This window comes from Arthrobacter sp. C9C5 (assembly GCF_013359735.1).
Lineage (GTDB): Bacteria > Actinomycetota > Actinomycetes > Actinomycetales > Micrococcaceae > Arthrobacter.
In genome coordinates this window covers 65,974-84,301 of the sequence record NZ_JABFMX010000015.1, presented here as the reverse complement: position 1 = coordinate 84,301, position 18,328 = coordinate 65,974, and the positions used below count along the sequence as shown (strand labels likewise).

Annotated in this window: 14 protein-coding genes; 7 read left to right on the top strand and 7 right to left on the bottom strand. The window is 70.6% G+C overall.

Annotated features, from left to right (window positions below; genetic code table 11):
• Positions 1-115: 115 nt before the first annotated feature.
• The 4 genes from HNO80_RS13015 to HNO80_RS13000 all read left to right on the top strand — a co-directional run bounded on the left by HNO80_RS13015 (position 116) and on the right by HNO80_RS13000 (position 7,781).
• Positions 116-1,219 carry a fatty acid desaturase family protein gene (locus tag HNO80_RS13015; RefSeq protein ID WP_175323290.1) on the top strand — a complete coding sequence of 368 codons (1,104 nt, stop codon included), beginning with the start codon at positions 116-118 and terminating at the stop codon, positions 1,217-1,219.
• Positions 1,220-1,346: 127 nt separating this feature from the next.
• Entirely contained in the window at positions 1,347-2,312 is a 966-nt protein-coding gene (locus HNO80_RS13010) for a quinone oxidoreductase family protein (protein ID WP_175323266.1), read from the top strand.
• Positions 2,313-2,406: 94 nt separating this feature from the next.
• Positions 2,407-6,339 carry a Pls/PosA family non-ribosomal peptide synthetase gene (locus HNO80_RS13005; protein ID WP_217500905.1) on the top strand — a complete coding sequence of 1,311 codons (3,933 nt, stop codon included), beginning with the start codon at positions 2,407-2,409 and terminating at the stop codon, positions 6,337-6,339.
• A 65-nt stretch (positions 6,340-6,404) separates the two neighbouring features.
• Positions 6,405-7,781 (top strand): M1 family metallopeptidase, encoded by a 1,377-nt coding sequence (locus HNO80_RS13000; protein ID WP_175323265.1) that lies wholly within the window; start codon positions 6,405-6,407, stop codon positions 7,779-7,781.
• 30 nt (positions 7,782-7,811) lie between these two features.
• Here the strand turns inward: HNO80_RS13000 and HNO80_RS12995 are convergent, their stop codons facing one another.
• The 3 genes from HNO80_RS12995 to pheS form a co-directional block, all read right to left on the bottom strand.
• On the bottom strand, positions 7,812-8,489 hold the full coding sequence (locus tag HNO80_RS12995) for a 4'-phosphopantetheinyl transferase family protein (RefSeq protein WP_175323264.1): 678 nt from the start codon (positions 8,487-8,489) through the stop codon (positions 7,812-7,814).
• Positions 8,490-8,562: 73 nt separating this feature from the next.
• On the bottom strand, positions 8,563-11,106 hold the full coding sequence (gene pheT, locus HNO80_RS12990) for a phenylalanine--tRNA ligase subunit beta (RefSeq protein ID WP_175323263.1): 2,544 nt from the start codon (positions 11,104-11,106) through the stop codon (positions 8,563-8,565).
• A gap of 2 nt (positions 11,107-11,108) precedes the next feature.
• Complete coding sequence (gene pheS / locus HNO80_RS12985; protein WP_175323262.1) at positions 11,109-12,170, bottom strand: phenylalanine--tRNA ligase subunit alpha; 1,062 nt, start codon at positions 12,168-12,170, stop codon at positions 11,109-11,111.
• A gap of 204 nt (positions 12,171-12,374) precedes the next feature.
• On the opposite strand from pheS, the gene HNO80_RS12980 reads away from it, so the two are divergent.
• The gene (locus tag HNO80_RS12980; RefSeq protein ID WP_249777331.1) at positions 12,375-12,845 is read left to right on the top strand and encodes a hypothetical protein; all 471 of its coding nucleotides are present in this window, start codon (positions 12,375-12,377) and stop codon (positions 12,843-12,845) included.
• A gap of 1 nt (position 12,846) precedes the next feature.
• A complete protein-coding gene (locus HNO80_RS12975; RefSeq protein WP_175323261.1) occupies positions 12,847-13,485 on the top strand; it encodes an SIMPL domain-containing protein in 639 nt (212 codons plus the stop codon).
• 36 nt (positions 13,486-13,521) lie between these two features.
• Here the strand turns inward: HNO80_RS12975 and pcp are convergent, their stop codons facing one another.
• Positions 13,522-14,163, bottom strand: a complete 642-nt coding sequence (gene pcp / locus HNO80_RS12970; RefSeq protein WP_175323260.1) for a pyroglutamyl-peptidase I — start codon at positions 14,161-14,163, stop codon at positions 13,522-13,524.
• A 93-nt stretch (positions 14,164-14,256) separates the two neighbouring features.
• Here pcp and HNO80_RS12965 point away from each other — a divergent pair, with 93 nt between their 5' ends.
• Positions 14,257-15,396, top strand: coding sequence for an Rv2578c family radical SAM protein (locus HNO80_RS12965; RefSeq protein ID WP_175323259.1), 1,140 nt, complete (start codon positions 14,257-14,259; stop codon positions 15,394-15,396).
• Between the two features lie 63 nt (positions 15,397-15,459).
• Here HNO80_RS12965 and HNO80_RS12960 read toward each other — a convergent pair whose 3' ends face one another.
• The 3 genes from HNO80_RS12960 to HNO80_RS12950 are packed head-to-tail and all read right to left on the bottom strand — an operon-like array spanning position 15,460 to position 18,325.
• Positions 15,460-16,833 carry an NAD(P)(+) transhydrogenase (Re/Si-specific) subunit beta gene (locus HNO80_RS12960; RefSeq protein WP_175323258.1) on the bottom strand — a complete coding sequence of 458 codons (1,374 nt, stop codon included), beginning with the start codon at positions 16,831-16,833 and terminating at the stop codon, positions 15,460-15,462.
• Positions 16,830-17,168, bottom strand: a complete 339-nt coding sequence (locus HNO80_RS12955; RefSeq protein ID WP_175323257.1) for an NAD(P) transhydrogenase subunit alpha part 2 — start codon at positions 17,166-17,168, stop codon at positions 16,830-16,832. The genes HNO80_RS12960 and HNO80_RS12955 overlap by 4 nt, the downstream gene beginning before the upstream one ends.
• The gene (locus HNO80_RS12950; RefSeq protein WP_175323256.1) at positions 17,168-18,325 is read right to left on the bottom strand and encodes an NAD(P) transhydrogenase subunit alpha; all 1,158 of its coding nucleotides are present in this window, start codon (positions 18,323-18,325) and stop codon (positions 17,168-17,170) included. Before HNO80_RS12950 ends, HNO80_RS12955 begins: the two co-directional genes overlap by 1 nt.
• Positions 18,326-18,328: the final 3 nt, after the last annotated feature.

Sequence of the window (18,328 nt, the reverse complement as noted above, 5' to 3'; positions counted from 1 at the left end):
CATGTCCGGACGGGAGCGAAACCGTCAGCGTATGCTGGGTAGAGGGTGATCCAGACCGTGCGGCCGCAAATGTCGGCTGCAGCGTTGCCCGTAACAGTTACGAGGCATGCGTTTCATGACCCCCTCCACCACACTTTCCGCCGACTCTCCGGCGCGCCCGCAGCCGCGGGTCCGGCAGCCCAACGCCGTCGTCCTGAGCTATTCGGAACTGCTGAAGCGCGTCAAGGCCGAAGGCCTGCTGGAACGTCGCACCGGGTTCTACGTCACCGTCTTCTCCGTCCTGGCCCTGCTGATGGCCGCCACCTGGTTCGGCTTCGCGCTGATCGGGGACAGCTGGTTCCAGCTCCTCATCGCGGCAGCCCTGGGCATCCTCTGCACCCAGTTGAGCTTCCTGGCCCACGAGGCCGGGCACCGCCAGATCTTCGCCTCGCGCCGCGCCAACGACTGGGCCGCGCGGCTGCTCGCCACGTCGGTGGCCGGCATCAGCTACTCCTGGTGGGAGCAGAAGCACGGCGCGCACCACAACCACCCAAACGTGATCTCCAAGGATCCGGACATCGCCACCGGCGCGATCGCGTTCTTCCCCGAAGCCGCGGCGACCCGGCAGGGACGGTTCTCCTTCCTGACCCGCAAGCAGGGCTGGTTCTTCTTCCCGCTGCTGTTCCTCGTGGGCCTGGGCCTGCAGATCGATTCGGTCAGGTTCATCGTCCGCCGCGCCAAAGTCACGCACCGCTGGGTGGAGATCCCGATCCTCGCGGCCCGGCTGAGCGTGTTGCCCGTGCTCGCCTTCGCATTCCTGCCCTGGGGCATGGCACTGGCGTTTATCGGCGTGCAGCTCGCCGTCTTCGGCTTCTACATGGGCGCCTCCTTCGCCCCGAACCACAAGGGCATGCCCGTGCTGCCGGCTGACAGCCGGGTGGACTTCTTCAGCCGCCAGGTCCTCACCTCCCGGAACATTTCCGGCGGCCGCTTCATGGACATCCTGCTCGGCGGCCTCAACCGCCAGGCCGAGCACCACCTCTTCCCGGACATGGCACGGCCCCAGCTGGACAAGGCCGCCGTGATCGTCCGCGAGTTCTGCGCCAAGCACCAGGTCCCGTACACCGAAACCACCCTGCTGCAGTCCTATGGCATCATCGTGCGCTACCTCAACGACGTCGGCCTCGCCGCGGGCCGCCACTTCGAATGCCCGATGGCCACCGTTACCCGCCGTTACTAGCGGCGCGCCGCGCACGCTGCGCCCGGCGCGCCGCTGTCCCTAGGATGGTCTCAGGATCCGGGCCGAGGAATCTTCCTCCCCGGAGCGCTGGCGCTTCAATAGGCCCTGACACTTCAGAAGGAGACACATGACGCACGCAATCCTCGCCCGGCAGTCCGGCGGACCGGAGGTCCTCGAGCTCGCCGAAGTCGACCGTCCGGTTCCGGGGCCCGGCCAGCTGTTGATCAAGGTCGCCGCCGCGGGCGTGAACTTCATTGACACCTACAAGCGCAGCGGCGTCTACAAGGTGCAGTACCCCTTCACTCCGGGCTCCGAGGCCTCCGGAACCGTGGAGGAGCTGGGCGACGGCGTGAGCGGCTTCTCTGCCGGCGACCGGGTCGCCACCGCCGAGGGTGTCAACTGCTACGCCGGGTACGCCCTCGTGGACGCGGACAAGGCGCTGCCGGTGCCCCGCGGCGTCGACGACTACACCGCCGCTGCCCTCCCCCTGCAGGGAATCACCGCGCACTACCTGATCAACTCCTCCTTCAAGGTGGAAGAGGGCCAGACCGTGCTGCTGCACGCCGGCGCCGGCGGCGTCGGCCTGCTGCTGATCCAGCTGCTCAAGGCCAAGGGCGCGCACGTCATCACCACCGTCTCCACCGATGAGAAGGAGGCGCTGGCCCGCGGCGCCGGCGCCGACCATGTGCTGCGCTACGACGGCTTCGCCGCAAAGGTGCGCGAGCTGACCGACGGCGCCGGCGCGCACGTGGTGTACGACGGCGTCGGCAAAGACACCTTCGACGATTCCCTGGCGGCGCTGCGGATCCGCGGCACCCTTGTGCTCTTCGGCGCGGCGTCCGGTCCGGTGCCGCCGTTCGACCCGCAGCGGCTCAACGCCGGCGGCTCGCTCTACTTGACCCGGCCGACCATCACCCACTTCCTCCGCGACGCACGGGAACGCCGCTGGCGCTCCGACGAACTCTTCGCCGCCGTGGCGGATGGCAGCCTCAAGGTCCGGATCGGCGCCCGCTACGATCTGGCCGACGCCGCCGCCGCCCACACCGATCTGGAGCAGCGCCGCACCACCGGCAAGGTCATCCTGGTCCCCTGATCCGGCCCGGGAGTGGCACCGATGTCTTCCGTTCATCTGCTGCAGGGAGAATCACCCTGTGATTGAGCACCAAACGCCGGCCGGCGGCGTCCCCTTGGTCGGCGATCCCCCGGCCGGCGCCGCCTATCAGCCGCAGCTGCCGGGCGCCTTCGCGGCGCCGCCGGAGCGGACCCTGATCGATGTCCTGCGGGACACCGCCGACCGCTTTCCGGACGCCTCCGCGCTCGACGACGGCCGTCGCTCCCTGAGCTATGCCCAGCTGATGGACGAGGTCCGGGCCACCGCGAGGAAGCTGCACCTGGCCGGCCTGGGCGCAGGTGACAAGATCGGCGTTCGGATCCCCTCCGGCACCAACGAGCTGTACATCTCCATCCTGGCGGTGTTGTTCGTGGGGGCCGCTTACGTTCCGGTGGACGCGGACGACCCCGACGAGCGGGCCAAACTGGTGTTCAGCGAGGCCCGCGTTGCCGGCATCCTGCGCGCCGGCGGCACGATCGTCACGGACGCCGGCCATCCCCGGCCCTTCCCGGCCGCCAGGCAGCCGGTCCCCGGGGACGATGCCTGGGTCATCTTCACCTCCGGATCCACCGGCACGCCCAAAGGCGTCGCCGTGCGGCACGCGTCGGCCGCCGCCTTCGTCGATGCCGAGGCGCGGATCTTCCTCCAGGCCGAGCCGATCGGGCCCCAGGACCGGGTGCTGGCCGGGCTCTCGGTGGCCTTCGATGCCTCCTGCGAGGAAATGTGGCTCGCCTGGCGGCACGGGGCATGCCTGGTCCCGGCGCCGCGCGCCCTGGTCAGGACCGGGATGGACCTGGGCCCCTGGCTCATCAACCACGGCATCACGGTGGTCTCCACGGTGCCCACGCTCGCCGCGCTGTGGCCGGTGGAGTCACTCGAAAGCGTCCGGCTGCTGATCTTCGGCGGCGAAGCCTGCCCGCCCGAACTCGCCGAGCGGCTGGCTGTGGACGGACGCGAAGTCTGGAACACCTACGGGCCCACCGAGGCCACCGTTGTCGCCTGCGCCGCGCCGCTGGGCGGGCCGGGACCGGTCCGGATCGGACTGCCGCTCGACGGCTGGGACCTCGCCGTCGTCGACTCCGACGGGGTGCCGGTCGCCGAGGGCGGAATCGGGGAGCTCATCATCGGCGGCGTCGGGTTGGCCCGCTATCTCGATCCGGCCAAGGACGCGGAAAAGTACGCTCCCCTGCCGGCGCTGGGCTGGTCCCGCGCCTACCGGTCCGGCGATCTGGTCCGTTACGAGCGGGCGGGACTGCTCTTCGTCGGCCGCGCCGACGAACAGGTCAAACTGGGCGGCCGCCGGATCGAGCTCGGCGAAATCGACGCCGCGCTCCAGTCGCTGACCGACGTCGCCGGGGCGGCGGCAGCGGTGCGGACGACGGCGGCCGGGAACCAGGTGCTGGTCGGCTACCTCTCACCGGCCGACGGCAGGGAGCTGGACCTGGCGGCCGCACGGCAGTTGCTCGCGTCCACCCTGCCCGCCCCGCTGATCCCGCTGCTCACGGTCGTGGACGCCTTGCCGACCAAGACCAGCGGCAAGGTGGACCGGCACGCACTGCCGTGGCCGCTGGCCGGGGCGGGGGCGGCGGATGCCGCGGCGGCGCCCTTGAACCTTCCGGATGACGCTCGCTGGATCGTCGAACAGTGGAGCGCTGTCCTGGGCGGGACCGTTTCGGACCTCGATGCCGACTTCTTTGCGTTCGGCGGCGGCTCGCTGGCCGCGGCCCAGCTGGTCTCCGCCCTGCGCGTCCGCTACCCCACGATCACGGTGGCGGATATCTATGCCACTCCCCGGATCGGCGCCCTGGTCGATGCGGCACGCCAGTCCCTCCCGGAGGGCGGGGCCCCGGCGGCCGGCGAGCGTTCGGTGCGTCCCACGTCCCGCCGCGCCCAGTGGGCCCAGACGCTGCTGGGTATCCCGCTGCACATCCTCGTCGGGATGCGCTGGCTGACTTACCTGATGGTGGCGAACAATCTGCTCGCGTCCCTCGCCGGTTTCACCGCGGCGCCGACCCTGTCCTGGTGGTGGGTGGGAGCCTCCTGGCTGGTGTTCGTCAGCCCGGCCGGGCGGATGGCGATCTCAGTGGCCGCGGCGCGGCTCCTGCTGCGCAACGTCTCCCCCGGGAGCTACCCTCGCTCCGGCCGGGTGCATTTGCGCCTGTGGCTGGCCGAACAAATCCAAGACCTGGCCGGCGCCATCAGCCTGGCCAGCGCCCCGTGGGTGCCCTACTACGCCAGGGCCCTGGGTGCCACGATAGGCAACAACGTCCAGCTCCATTCGCTGCCGCCGGTGACCGGGCTGCTCACGCTCGGCAACGGCTGCAACATCGAACCCGAAGTCGATCTCTCCGGCTGGTGGATCGACGGCGACTCCGTCCACATCGGCGCGATCCGGATCGGAGCCGGCGCCGTCGTCGGCGCCCGCAGCACGCTCATGCCGGGTGCCAGCATCGGCGCCGGGGCGCAGGTAGAGCCGGGCTCCGCCGTCCTCGGCAAGGTCAAAGCCGGCCACTTGGTAGCCGGCTCCCCGGCAGAACGCCGGGGCAAAGCCAAACAGGGCTGGCCCGAGACGCCGCCGGAGCACCACCTGATCGGCCGGCTCTGGTTTGCCGGCTTCGCCTCCGCCTCGGCCCTGCTGGCCCTGATCCCCTACCTGTCCGCCGCGGCGGCCGGGCTGGTGATGTTCCTCTTCATCCAAGGCCGCGACTCACTCGCCGCGGCCCTGCTGCAGCTGGCGTACTCGCTCCCGCTGGCCGCGCTCGCGTGGTTCGGCACCAACCTGGTCCTGGTTCTCGCCACCACGCGCCTGCTCGGCGTCGGGCTGCGCACCGGCTACTACCGGGTACGCAGCCGGATCGGCTGGCAGGTGTGGGCGACGGAACGGGTCCTCGACCTGGCCCGGGACCTGCTCTTCCCCGTCTACGCCAGCCTCTTCACACCAATCTGGCTTCGCCTGCTCGGCGCCAGGATCGGCCGGAACGTGGAGGCCTCCACGGTGCTGCTGATCCCGAAAATGACGACCGTGGGCGAGGGGGCCTTCCTGGCCGACGACACCCTGATCGCGTCCTACGAGCTCGGCGGCGGCTGGATGAAGATCGCGCCGGCCAAGGTGGGCAAACGCTCCTTCCTCGGCAACTCAGGCATGACCGCCGCGGGGCGCAGCGTGCCCAAGAACTCCCTCGTGGCGGTGCTCTCCGCGACCCCTGCGAAGGCGAAATCAGGGACCTCATGGCTGGGCAGCCCGCCGGTGCGGCTGCGCAGGACCGCGATCGCCTCCGACGACACCCGCACCTTCCAGCCGCCCCTGCGGCTCAAACTGGCCCGTGCCCTGTGGGAGCTCTGCCGCTTTGTCCCGGTGGTCCTCACGGTCGCCGTCGCCGCGGGCGTGCTCGTGGCCTTGGACTGGCTGGCCGGCACCTTCAACTACGCGGCGGCCGCCCTCCTGGGCGGCGTCGTCGTCCTGCTGGCCGGCGCGGCTGCTGCCGGCAGCGCCGTCGTCGCGAAGTGGCTCCTGGTGGGACGCATCCGTCCCGGTGAGCACCCGCTCTGGAGTTCGTTCATCTGGCGGAACGAGGTGGTGGACACCTTCATCGAGATGGTCAGCGCCCCTTGGTTCGCGCGCGCGGCATCCGGCACCCCGGCCCTCGTCTGGTGGCTGCGCGCCCTGGGCGCCAAGATCGGTGCCGGCACCTGGTGCGAGAGCTACTGGCTGCCGGAGGCGGACCTCGTCACCCTGGGCCGCAGCGCCACGGTCAACCGCGGCTGCGTGGTCCAAACCCATCTCTTCCACGACCGGGTCATGAGCATCGACACTGTTACGCTCGAAGACGGGGCCACGATGGGTCCGCACGGAGTCATCCTGCCGCGGGCCCGGATCGGCAACGGCGGCACGGTGGGCTCGGCATCACTCGTGATGCGGGGCGAAACGGTCCCGGCCGCCACGTACTGGATGGGAAATCCGGTCAGCCCGTGGGTCGGCCCGGATGTTCCGGCACCCAAGCCCAAGTAGCCCCGCCCGGTAGTTCCTGACCCGGAAGACGCCTCCCGCCCACCGCAACGACCGAAAGCCGTGCCATGAGCCCCACCGCCTCAGCCGCCGCCGAGGAATTTCCCGCTGAACTGCCGGCCGCAACGCCCGCGGCCGCTCCTGATCCGTACATGCCGGGCCACGGCACCGACGTGTACCGCGTCACGCGCTACGAGCTGGAGCTCGACTACCGGATCAACAGCAACCATCTGGGCGGACGGGCGACGCTGCACGCCGTCGCCCGTCGCCAGAGCTCCGCCATTGTCCTGGACCTGACCGGGCTCCGCGCGACGAAGGTGTTGATGCCCGGCCGGAAGGTGCGCAAGTTCAACCAGCGGGCTGAGCGGCTGGTCGTGGTGCCAGACACGGCGCTGCTGCCCGGCGACGAATTCACCCTGGACATCCGCTACGAGGGCAACCCGGCGCCCCGCCGCGGGCTCTGGGGAGAGGTGGGCTGGGAGGAACTGAGCGACGGCGTCCTGGTCGCCGGGCAGCCCAACGGAGCGGCGTCGTGGTTTCCCTGCAACGACCATCCGCGGGACAAGGCCAGCTACCGCATCGCGGTCACCACCGACGCCAATTACCGGGCCGTCTGCAACGGGGTGCTGGTCTCGCACCAGGCCCGTTCCAGCCGCGAAACCTGGGTCTACGAGCAGTCCGAACCAATGGCCAGCTACCTCGCCACGGTCCAGATCGGCCGGTACGAGCTGCTGCCGCTCAACCCGGACCGGACGGCCGGCGACGTCGCCCAGACCGCCGCGGTGCCGGCCGAACTGTCGGCCGAGGCCCGCGCCGGGCTCGCCCTCCAGCCGCAGATGATGCGAACCTTCACCAGCTGCTTCGGGCCCTATCCGTTCGCCGGCTACACCGTGGTGGTGACCGAGGACGCCCTGGAGATCCCGCTGGAGGCCCAGTCCCTGTCCATCTTCGGCCGCAACCACCTGGCGTCGGACTGGGAATCACAGCGGCTGATCGCGCACGAGCTCTCCCACCAATGGTTCGGGAATTCGCTGACGGCAGCGTCGTGGAAGGACATCTGGCTGCACGAAGGCTTCGCCTGCTACGCGGAGTGGATCTGGTCCGAGGAGGCCGGCATCATGAGTGTGGCCGACCGCGCGCGGGCTGCCTGGCGGATGCTCAACCGCGAGGGCCAGGACCTGCTGGTCGGTGACCCGGGACCGGAATTGATGTTCGATGACCGCGTCTACAAGCGCGGTGCCCTCGCCCTGCATGCGGTCCGCCTCCGCTGCGGCGATCTTGCCTTCTTCGCGCTCCTGCACGAGTGGACCGGCAGCCAGCGGCACGGCTCCGTCACCACGGAGGACTTCATCCTGGCGGCGGACCGCGTCACCGGGATGGACGCCGAGGCTGTGCTGCACCCCTGGCTCTATGAAGAGGCGCTGCCGCCCCTGCCGGCCGGCTGACCGCCTGAAAAATTTGGCCCTGAGACCGCGCTAACCCCGGCCCGGAAGCGCGGAGAGAGCGAGGGCGGCAGCGAACTGCGCGGGCAGTCCTGATTCGTCGGGCGGCAGGTCCCGGATGCCGGGCCGGTGCAGCACCTCCACGGTCTCGGGCGCGGTGAGCAGCCCGGTGCCGCACAGCTTGAGCCAAGCCTCCTTGCGTGCCCAGAGCCGGGCACGTCCGTGCAGCAGCCCCGCCGCGGAGAGGCCGCGAAGGCTGTCACGTTCCGCGCGGCCCAGCGCCACCTGGTCGAAGCCGTCAAAATCCGCACCCGCCGGGTCCTGCACGTCGACGCCGAGGCGCAGCCCCGCTTCAGGATCCAGCACGGCGGCCAGCAGGACCCAGCCCGCGCTGCGGGACAGGCTGAGCAGCAGCGGCGCCGGCGCGCCGCTCAGGGTGTAGCCGGGCCTGCCGTGCGGGCTTCCGGGACCGCACTGCGGACAGTCGTAGGCGGCTATGAGCTTCGCCGGCGGCACGTCCAGCAGTTCGGCGGCCAGCCGCCGCTGGGCCAGCCGGCCGGCCAGGAACGCCGCCCGCGGACCTGGCTCCAGGCCCCGGGCGCGCCCGAGCTCGACGTCGTCCAGCTGTTCGCGGGCGGCGGCGTCCAGTACCTCGGGTGCGCCGGGTACGCCAAAGGGCGGGACCGACCGCACAATCAACTGCGATGCCATGGTCCCGCCCTCCTGTATTTCAGGCTTTCCCTCCGGGGCCCCCGGGGGCTTCCCTCCGGGGGCTTCGTAGGCGCTAGCGCTGCACGGCGCCGAAACGCTCGTGCGCGGCAGCGACCGCGCTGTCGCGGGCGGCCGAGGCCTCGTCCGCGGTCAGCGTCCGGTCGTCGGCCCGGAAGCGCAGGTTGAAGGCGAGCGACTTCTTGCCCTCCTCGATGCCCTTGCCGGCGTAGACGTCGAACAGGGACACCTCCTCGAGCAGCTCCCCCGCGCCCTCGCGCAGGGCGGCCAGCACCTCGTCCGCCGCAACCTCGGCCGCGACCACGAGGGCCACGTCCTGGGTCGCCACGGGGTAGCTGGAGATGTGACGGGCGACGATCACGTCGGCGGCGGCTTCGAAGAGCGCATCGGCGTTCAGCTCCAGCGCCACCGAGCGGGCCGGCATGTCGTGCGCCGCGAGCAGCTTCGGGTGCAGTTCGCCGGCGTAGCCCACGACCTCGCCGCTGCGGAGCGCCAGCTGCGCGGCACGGCCCGGGTGGAACGCCTGGTGTTGGCCCTTGCTGACCACGAGTTCGACGCCGAGGACGTCACCGGCGAGCCGGGCGATGTCCAGCGCGTCGGCCCAGTCCCAGGCACGGGGTGTGTGCGCCGGCGCGGCCGGGGAATCGTGGCCGGTCAGCACGGCGGCGAGGTGCAGCGGCTGGTCCGGGACGCCGTCGTACAGGCCGTCCAGCACCTCATCGGAGGGCTTGGCGCCCAGCGGCGGAATCGAGGCGGTGCCCAGCGTGTCGCCGGGCAGGAAGACCAGCCCGGACTCGAAGAGCGCGAGGTCGCGGAAGCCGCGGGAGTGGTTGCGCTTGGCGACCTCGATCAGGCCCGGCAGGATGGAGGTCCGCAGGTAGCCGTGCTCTTCGCTGATCGGGTTGGCCAGCTTGAGCGCCTTGCGCTCCGCGCCGGCCGCGGCGACCCCGAAGGTGTCGTTGGCGGCCTTGGAGACGAACGGGTACGCCATCACCTCGGTCAGGCCGGCGTCGGCCAGGGCCTGCACGAGCCGGCGGCGCTGCTGCTGGACGCGGGTCAGTCCGCGGCCCGGAGGCGCCACGGGCAGGGTCGCGGGGATCTTGTCGTAGCCGACCAGCCGGGCGATTTCCTCGGAAAGGTCTTCCTTCGTTTCCAGGTCGTTGCGCCAGCTCGGGGCCGTGACGCTGTAGCCGGTGCCGGTCTTTTCGACGACGGCGCCGAGGTCCTGGAGCGAGGTCAGGATCTGTTCCTCGGTGAAGTCGATGCCGATCCGCTCGGCGGCGAAGGCCGCCGGCAACTGCACGGTAACCGGGGCGGGCGCGGTGCCGACGTCGGTGCCGGCCTCGTCCGCCGTGCCTCCGGCGAGTTCAACGAGGAGGTCGACGGCGCGCTGGGCGGCCACATGGGCAACGTGCCAGTCCACGCCGCGTTCGAAGCGCTTGGACGCCTCTGAGGGCAGCTTGTGGCGGCGGCGCGAACGGGCAATCGAGACTTCCTCGAAGTGCGCCGCTTCGATCAGGATGGTCGACGTCGCGTCGCTGACTTCGGTGGCGGCACCGCCCATCACACCGGCGACGCCGATCGGGCCGGAGCCGTCCGTGATCAGGAGGTCCTCGGCGTCGAGCGCGCGGTCCTTGCCGTCCAGGGTCTTGAGCTTCTCGCCGGCGACGGCGCGGCGGACTACGATCTCGCCGGAAAGCTTGTCCTGGTCGTAGAAGTGCAGCGGCTGGCCGAGCTCCAGCATGACGTAGTTGGAGATGTCCACCGGCAGCGAGATGGAGCGGATGCCGGCGAGGCGGAGCCGGGCGGACATCCACGGCGGGGTGGGACGGGTGGCGTCCACACCGTGCACGGTGCGGGCGACGAAGCGGTCGCAGCCGGGCTTGCCGTAGATCGGTGCGTCGTCGTTGAGCTTGACCGGGTAGCCGCCGGCCAGGGCAGCGGGGGCCTGCACCTTGGACGCGGGGTCGGTGAAGCCGGTGCCAGTGGCGTGCGCGTATTCCCGGGCTACGCCGCGGATCGAGAAGCAGTAGCTGCGGTCCGGGGTGACGTTGATTTCTGCGGCCTGGTCGTAGAGGCCGAGCAGTTCCATGGCGTCGGTGCCCAGTTCCGGGTCCAGGCCGATCCGGGAAAGCACCAGGATGCCGTCGTGGTCCTCGCCGATGCCGAGTTCGCGGACGGAGGCAATCATGCCCGCGGACAGGTGCCCGTAGGTCTTGCGGGCGGAGATCCGGAAGTCGCCGGGCAGGACGGCGCCCGGAAGCGTGACCACCACCTTGTCGCCTTCCACGAAGTTGTGTGCGCCGCAGATAATGCCCTGCACGCCGGAGGGGTCGATGCCGTCGCCGGTGAGCGTCTGCTCCTGGCCTTCGGGGACCACGCGGACCTGGCACCAGTTGATGGTCTTGCCGTTGGACTGCGGCTCCTTGACCAGGCTCAGGACCTGGCCCACCACGATGGGGCCCTGGAGCGCGTCGGTGGGGCGGTGGACCGCTTCCTCCTCGAGGCCGACCTTGACCAGTTCGGCCATCACGTCTTCGGCCGTCGCTCCGGCCGGTACCGCTGCGAATTCACGCAGCCAGGAAAGTGGGATACGCACTGTTAGATCTCCATCCCGAAGTGCTCGCTGAAACGTACATCGCCTTCGATCATGTCGCGCATGTCGCCGACCTCATTGCGGAACATGAGGGTGCGTTCGATGCCCATGCCGAAGGCAAAACCTGAAAAGACGTCCGGATCGATGCCGGCGGCGCGCAGCACGTTGGGGTTGACCATGCCGCAGCCGCCCCACTCGATCCAGCGCGGGCCGCCCTTGGCCCCCGGGTGCCAGATGTCCAGCTCCGCGGACGGCTCGGTGAACGGGAAGTAGTTGGGGCGCAACCGGATCTGGGCCTCGTCGCCGAACATCTGGCGGGCGAAGTGCTCCAGGGTCCCGCGCAGGTCCGCCATGGACAGGCCCTTGTCGATCGCGAGGCCCTCGAACTGGTGGAAGACCGGGGTGTGCGTGGCGTCCAGCTCGTCGGTGCGGAACACCTTGCCGGGGCACAGCACGTAGATCGGCACCTCGCGTTCCAGCATGGAGCGGACCTGCACCGGGGAGGTGTGGGTGCGCATCAGCAGGTGGGCCTCGGGCGGCTCCACGAAGAAGGTGTCCTGCATTTCGCGGGCCGGGTGGTCCGGCTTGAAGTTCAGCGCATCGAAGTTGAACCACTCCGACTCGACCTCGGGGCCCTCGGCGATCTCCCAGCCCATCCCGACGAAGATGTCCGCGACGCGGTCCTGCAGCGTGGACAGCGGGTGGCGGGCACCGGCGCGACGGCGGCGCGGAGCAGCCGTGACGTCCACGGTTTCCTCGACCAGGATGCGGGCGTCGTTCTCCGCCTCGAGTTCGACCGTGCGGTCCGCGAGCGCCTTGTTGACGCGTCCGCGGGAGGCTCCCATGAGCTTGCCGGCGGCGGCCTTCTGGTCCTTGGGCAGCGCGCCGATCTCACGGTTGGCCAGGCTCAGCGCGGATTTTTCCCCGGTGTGGGCCAGACGCACGGCCTTGAGCTCATCGAGCGTCGAGGCGGCGGCAATGGCGGCGACGGCCTGGTCTACGGCGGCGGTGATGGCGGCTTCATCCAGAGGGTTCGGGACGGCGGCGCCCGGCAAAGTTTCAGTCATCTACTGTTCTTAGCTACGAGTCGGGTGATGCCAGCGCACGCAGTACCTTCAACAGGTGCAGGAACCGGTGCGTCGACAAAGGGCAGGGCTCGCCAAAATCGTTCCGGCGGGCGCTCCCCTCCAGTCTAGTTGAACGCGTCCGGGCGCCCGAACGTGACGGAGAGGGCCCGCCGGGCAACACGGCTCCCCCGCTACCATGGCCTCATGACGTCCGGACAGCGGCTGCGGCAGCTTGCCAATCTGTTGAATGCATCGACCCCGCTGGGGTTGCTGCTGGCAGCCTGCGCCCGGACCAGGGTCCGCCGCGGCCCCCGTGGCCTGATCCTCGCCACCGGGTACCGCTGGCGCTTGCCGTTCGCGGCGGCGTTCACCGTGGGCAACGTGGTGCTGTTCCGGGCCGGTCCCGCCGAAGCCCTGGGCAACCCGGTACTGCTGGGGCACGAGGAACGGCACAGCACCCAGTACGCCTGGTGCCTGGGCGTGCCGTTCCTGCCGCTGTACTTCCTGTCCGCTGCCTGGTCGCTGTGGCGGACGGGCAACCCCGGATCGGCCAACCCCTTTGAGCGGCACGCCGGGCTCCGGGCCGGCGGCTACCCCCCGGCCCTCCTTAAGCGCTTCCCCACGACGCCCCCAGAAAAACCTGCCAGCACGGCCCCCGAGCGGAACGAGGCATGACATGACGGAAACTCCCAGGTCCATTGCGGTCACCGGATCCGGCACCGCGGAAGCCGCGCCGGACCTGCTAACCCTCTCCATCGGCGTCGAATGCCGCCGCCCCGGGGTGGAGGCGGCGTATGGCGACGCCGCCCGTGCCTCGTCCGCGATCACGGCCGTGCTCAGGGAGCACGGCGTGCCGGACGCGGACATCACGACGTCGGGCCTGAACGTCCGGGCCGAGGTCAGCTGGCAGGAGGGCCGCGGGCAGCTCGTCTCCGGCTACCTGGCCTCCAGCACGCTGAGTGTCCGGCTCCGCGAGCTGGCGGCCGCTTCCGCGCTCATTGCCGCGGCGGTCGCGGCCGGCGGGGACGATGTGCGCCTCAACGGGCTGGAACTCGGCTTTGCGGATCCCTCCGCGGTCGAGGCGCGCGCCCGGGAGGCGGCCTGGAACGATGCCCGCACCGCGGCCGAGCACTTCGCCGCGCTGGCGGGCGCCCGGCTGGGCAGGACACTCTCCGTAACGCAGCAGTCCGGGGCCGCCTCACCCATCCCGCTGGCCAGGATGCAGCGCGTGGCGGCGTCCGAGCCGCTGACCGTCGAGGCGGGCGGTTCCAGCGTCACGGCGGCCGCCGACGTCGTCTGGGAGCTGCTCGACTGAGCTCACCGGCCGGGCGGCCGTTCCTGCGGGGCGGGGCTAGTGGGTGGCGCCCGCGGCGAGCTTGAGGTCCGCCGTCGTCGCCAGCGCGGTCCGGACGACGACGGCGAGCGCCTGCACCATCTGCTCGAGCGGGAGCGAGGCCAGTCCGCTTCCGGGCGGGACCTGGTCCGGCCCGTACGGTACATGGACAAAGCCGCCGCGTGCCCCCGGGGTGAGCCGCAGGGCGTGCATCAGGCCGTAAAAGACGTGGTTGCAGACGTAGGTCCCGGCCGTCTGTGACACCTCGGCGGGAATCCCCGCCGTTCCCAGCGCTTCCAGTGCCGCCTTCACCGGCAGCGTGCTGAAGTAGGCCGCCGGGGCGCCGGGGACTACAGGCTCGTCGACCGGGGCGTTGCCCGCGTTGTCCGGGATTCGCGCGTCATCGCAGTTGATCGCGACCCGCTCCAGCGAGATGCGTGCCCTGCCGCCGGCCTGTCCTGCGCAGACCACGAGGTCCGGGCGGTGCTCCGCCAGGGCCGCGTGCAGGACCGTGATGGCGTCCCCGAAGACGCAGGGAAGTTCGATCGCCGCCACCTCGTGGCCCTCGGCTTCGAGCAGGGCGGCCGCCCCGCGCGCCGCGGTCCAGGACGGGTTGCTGCGTTCGCCGCCAAATGGTTCGAAGCCGGTCAGGAGAATCATGGGCCCAGCCTAGCAACGCTGCGGTCCGTGCCGGCGCCGTTTCTTTGGCCCGCGGTCCTTGACTTAAGATCGAACATATATTCGAATGTATTCATGAGATGGGACGCGCAAGCACTGAGGCCAAGCGGTGAAACTCCCCCTGCCGGGTCCGCCGCCGGGCCTGCTTCTCCGGCCCTGCTGCCGCTGGCGGGACTCGTGCGGTCCGTCTCCACCCCTGAGTTTGCCGGGGTCACTTTTCATGAGGTCACCGCCAAATCGGTGCTCAATAAGGTGGCCGCCGGTTCCCGCATGCCGTTCGAGTGGACGGTCAATCCTTACCGCGGCTGCAGCCACGCCTGCGTCTACTGCTTCGCCCGCAAGAGCCACACCTACCTCGACTTCGACGCCGGCCTGGACTTTGACAGCCAGGTGGTGGTCAAGATCAACGCCGCCGAGGTGCTGCGCAAGGAGCTGGCCAAGCCCTCCTGGCAGCGTCATCACGTCGCCCTGGGCACCAACACGGACCCGTACCAGCGCGCCGAGGGCCGGTACCAGCTGATGCCCGGCATCATCGGCGCCCTGGCCGACTCCGGCACTCCGCTGTCCATCCTCACCAAGGGCACGCTGCTGGCCCGGGACATCCCGCTGCTCAAGCACGCCGCCGCCCAGGTCCCCGTGGGCGTGGGGATCTCGCTGGCCATGACCGACGAGCGGCTCGCCGAGGCGGTGGAACCCGGAACTCCCGGCCCCCGGGCCCGGCTCAAACTGGTATCCCGGCTGCGCGACGCGGGGCTTCCCTGCGGCGTGATGGCGATGCCCATCCTGCCCTGGCTTTCGGACTCCGACGAAGCGTTGGATTCGCTCTTCGGCTCGCTCGCAGCGGCGGGCGCCACCGGCGTCACGGCAGGGGCGCTCTACCTCAAACCCGGCACCCGGGAGTGGTTCATGCAGTGGATCGCCCGTGAGCACCCCCAGCTCGCCGGAAAGTACCGCCGCCTCTACGGCGGCGGTTCCTACGCTTCCAAGGAATACCGCGCCTGGCTGGCGGGCCGCATCCGGTACTTCAAGTCCCGGCACGGCTTCCTGGGCTCCTCGGGGTTCAGCCACCGGGACCTCAACGATGATCCGCGGGAGGAGGAGGCCCAGTACCCGGCAGGCAGCATCCCCGGGCCGGCAGCGCCCGGAGCGGCGGCTTACCGCGCCGGCGTCACCGCCAGCCTCACCGCCGGAACAGCGCAGCCCACGCTCTTCTGAGCGGCGCGGTCTCTTCCTGCCCCCTCCCGGGTCCGGTGCCCGAGCCCCTCCCCGGACCGGTGCCTAGAGGATTTTGACCGCTCCGAGGACCTTGGAGAGCGAATCCTTGGCGTCGCCGAACAGCAGGGTCGTTTTGGGGTCATGCAGGAGCTCGTTCTCGATTCCGGCGAAGCCCGGCCGCATCGAGCGCTTCAGGAACACCACCTGCTGCGCCTGGACCACCTCGAGGATCGGCATCCCGTAGATCGGCGACCCCGGGGACGACTTCGCGGCGGGGTTGACGACGTCGTTCGCCCCCACCACTAAGGCGATGTCCGTGTTGGCGAACTCCGGGTTGACCTCCTCGAGTTCCCGGAGCGACTCGTACGGCACGTTTGCCTCCGCCAGCAGCACGTTCATATGCCCGGGCATCCGTCCGGCCACGGGGTGGATGGCGAAGACGACGTCGACTCCCCTGGCCGTGAGGGCGGTGGCGAGCTCGGCTACCGTGTGCTGGCCCTGGGCGACGGCGAGGCCGTAGCCCGGCACGATCACGACACGCTGGGCATAGCCGAGCTGGACGGCGACGTCCTCGGCCGAGGAGGAGCGCACCGGCCGGTCACTGAGGGTGGTCGAACCCGCGGTGGATCCGCCTCGGAAGGCGCCGAACATGATGCCGGCCACGCCGCGCCCCATGGCCGAGGCCATCACCTTGGTCAGGATGGTGCCGCTGGCGCCCACGAGCGTCCCGGCGACGAGCAGCAGCACGTTGCCGAGCACGATCCCGGACGCGGCGACGGCGAGGCCGGTGAAGGCGTTCAGCAGCGAGATCACGATCGGCACGTCGGCGCCGCCGACCGGGAGCACCAACAGCAGACCCGCGGCCAGGCCCAGCACCAGCAGCGCCCCGGCCCAGCCCGCCGACCCCGTCAGCACAACGAATCCCCCGGCGGTCAGGGCGCCCGCCAGGACGAGCACCATCACGGCAGGCATGCCCGGGAAGAGCAACGGGCGGGTGCTGATCAGCTCCTGCAGTTTCCCAACCGTGACGGCCGAACCGGCGAAGGACACCGCACCGACCAGCATGGTGAAGACGACGGCCAGCCGCACCCAGGAGTCCCCGCTGTGGCCGAGTTCCAGCACCGCGACCAGTGCGGCCGCGCCGCCGCCCACCCCGTTGAACAGGGCCACCAATTGCGGCATCTGGGTCATCTGCACGCGCCGGGCCACCGGTACGGCCAGGGCGGTGCCGACGGCGATGGCGGCCAGGATCAGCGGAATGTTCTCCAGCCGCGCGGAGAGGAACACTGTCACCACGGCCACCGCAGCACCGGCCGCGCCGATGGCGTTGCCGCGGCGGGCGGTCCGGGGCGAGCTGAGGCCTTTCAGCGCGAGAATGAAGCAAACGGCCGCCACGAGATAGAACAGCGCGGTCCAGGCCGGGGCGAGGATGCTCATTGGCCTTCCTCCTCCGTCCGGCCGGTGCCGGCACCGGCCGAACCGCCGGGACGCGCGGTTTTCCGCGGGCCGAACATCTCCAGCATCCGGTCGGTAACGACGAAGCCACCGACCAGGTTGACGGTCGCGAGGACCACCGCGAGCAACGCGACGGCGAGCAGCCAGGGGTCGTCGGCCTGGCCCGCCACGATGACCGCGCCGACCAGGATGATGCCGTGGATGGCATTGGCGCCGGACATCAGCGGGGTATGCAGCTTGCTGGTGACTTTGGAGACGACTTCAAAGCCGACGAAGACGGCGAGCACCACCACCGTGAGCAACGTGACAGCATCCATTAGTTGTGGGCCTCCATCGCTGCAGCCGTGCCGGCGTGCCGGACGGCGCCGTCGTGGGTCAGGCAGGCCCCCGCGACGACGTCGTCGTCGAAGTCCGGGACCACCTTGCCGTCCACGGTCATCAGGGCCAGGAGGTTGGCGACGTTCTTGGCGTACAGCCGGGACGCGTCGGAAGCAACGGCAGACGCCGCGTCCTGCATCCCCACCAGCGTCACGGCGCCGCCCGGGACCGGAACCAGGATGTCCCGGCCGGCGATGACTCCCTCGACGTTGCCGCCGGATTCCGCGGCGAGGTCCACGACGACGGATCCGGCCCGCATCCCGGCCACCATGTCGGCGGTGACGAGCAGCGGGGCGGCACGGCCCGGAATCGCCGCCGTCGTAATCAGCACGTCCGCCGCGGCGACGTGTGGCGCCAGCAAGGCACGCTGCCGGGCGGCGCGGTCCTCCGCGAGTTCACGGGCGTACCCGCCGCTGCCCTCGGCGGACGCGTTCGCAGCTCCAGTATCGAGCTCCAGGTTGATGAAGGTGCCGCCCATCGAAGCGACCTCGTCGGCGGAGGCGGCGCGGATGTCGTTGGCCGAGACCCGCGCGCCGAGCCGTTTCGCGGTGCCGATCGCCTGCAGGCCTGCGACGCCGGCGCCGAGGACCAGCACCCGGGCCGGCGGGATGGTCCCGGCCGCGGTCATGTACAACGGAAAGAACCTCGGGTAGCGCAGGGCCGCCTCCAGCACGGCGCGGTAGCCGGCGACCAGGGACTGGGAGCTGAGCGCGTCCATGGACTGGGCGCGGGAAATCCGAGGCACGAGTTCCAAGGCAAAGGATGTCACGCCGGCGGCGGCGAGGGCACCCACGGCCGGCAGTTCCGAAGCCGGTGAGGCAAAGCCGATGGTGACGGTGCCGGGCTGCAGCGCGCCGGCGGTTTCCGGGGAAAGTGGGCGGACGTGCAGCAGGACATCCACGGCGTCCAGCGGGAGCTCCGGGGTGAGGCTGGCCCCGGCCGCCTCATAGTCGGCGTCGCCGTAGCCGGATGCGACGCCGGCACCGCATTCCACCAGCAGCGACAAGCCGAGGCCCGTGAGCTGCCGCACCGTCTCGGGGGTGGCCGCCACCCGGCGTTCCCCCGCACGCTGTTCCCGTCTGACCCCCACCTGCACGCC

Bases quoted from the DNA above. Each gene is read 5' to 3' on its own strand.
- HNO80_RS13015 (WP_175323290.1), top strand. From the start codon at position 116: ATGACCCCCTCCACCACACTTTCCGCCGACTCTCCGGCGCGCCCGCAG.
- HNO80_RS13010 (WP_175323266.1), top strand. From the start codon at position 1,347: ATGACGCACGCAATCCTCGCCCGGCAGTCCGGCGGACCGGAGGTCCTC.
- HNO80_RS13000 (WP_175323265.1), top strand. From the start codon at position 6,405: ATGAGCCCCACCGCCTCAGCCGCCGCCGAGGAATTTCCCGCTGAACTG.
- HNO80_RS12995 (WP_175323264.1), bottom strand. From the start codon at position 8,489: ATGGCATCGCAGTTGATTGTGCGGTCGGTCCCGCCCTTTGGCGTACCC.
- pheS (WP_175323262.1), bottom strand. From the start codon at position 12,170: ATGACTGAAACTTTGCCGGGCGCCGCCGTCCCGAACCCTCTGGATGAA.
- HNO80_RS12980 (WP_249777331.1), top strand. From the start codon at position 12,375: ATGACGTCCGGACAGCGGCTGCGGCAGCTTGCCAATCTGTTGAATGCA.
- HNO80_RS12975 (WP_175323261.1), top strand. From the start codon at position 12,847: ATGACGGAAACTCCCAGGTCCATTGCGGTCACCGGATCCGGCACCGCG.
- pcp (WP_175323260.1), bottom strand. From the start codon at position 14,163: ATGATTCTCCTGACCGGCTTCGAACCATTTGGCGGCGAACGCAGCAAC.
- HNO80_RS12965 (WP_175323259.1), top strand. From the start codon at position 14,257: ATGAGATGGGACGCGCAAGCACTGAGGCCAAGCGGTGAAACTCCCCCT.
- HNO80_RS12960 (WP_175323258.1), bottom strand. From the start codon at position 16,833: ATGAGCATCCTCGCCCCGGCCTGGACCGCGCTGTTCTATCTCGTGGCG.
- HNO80_RS12955 (WP_175323257.1), bottom strand. From the start codon at position 17,168: ATGGATGCTGTCACGTTGCTCACGGTGGTGGTGCTCGCCGTCTTCGTC.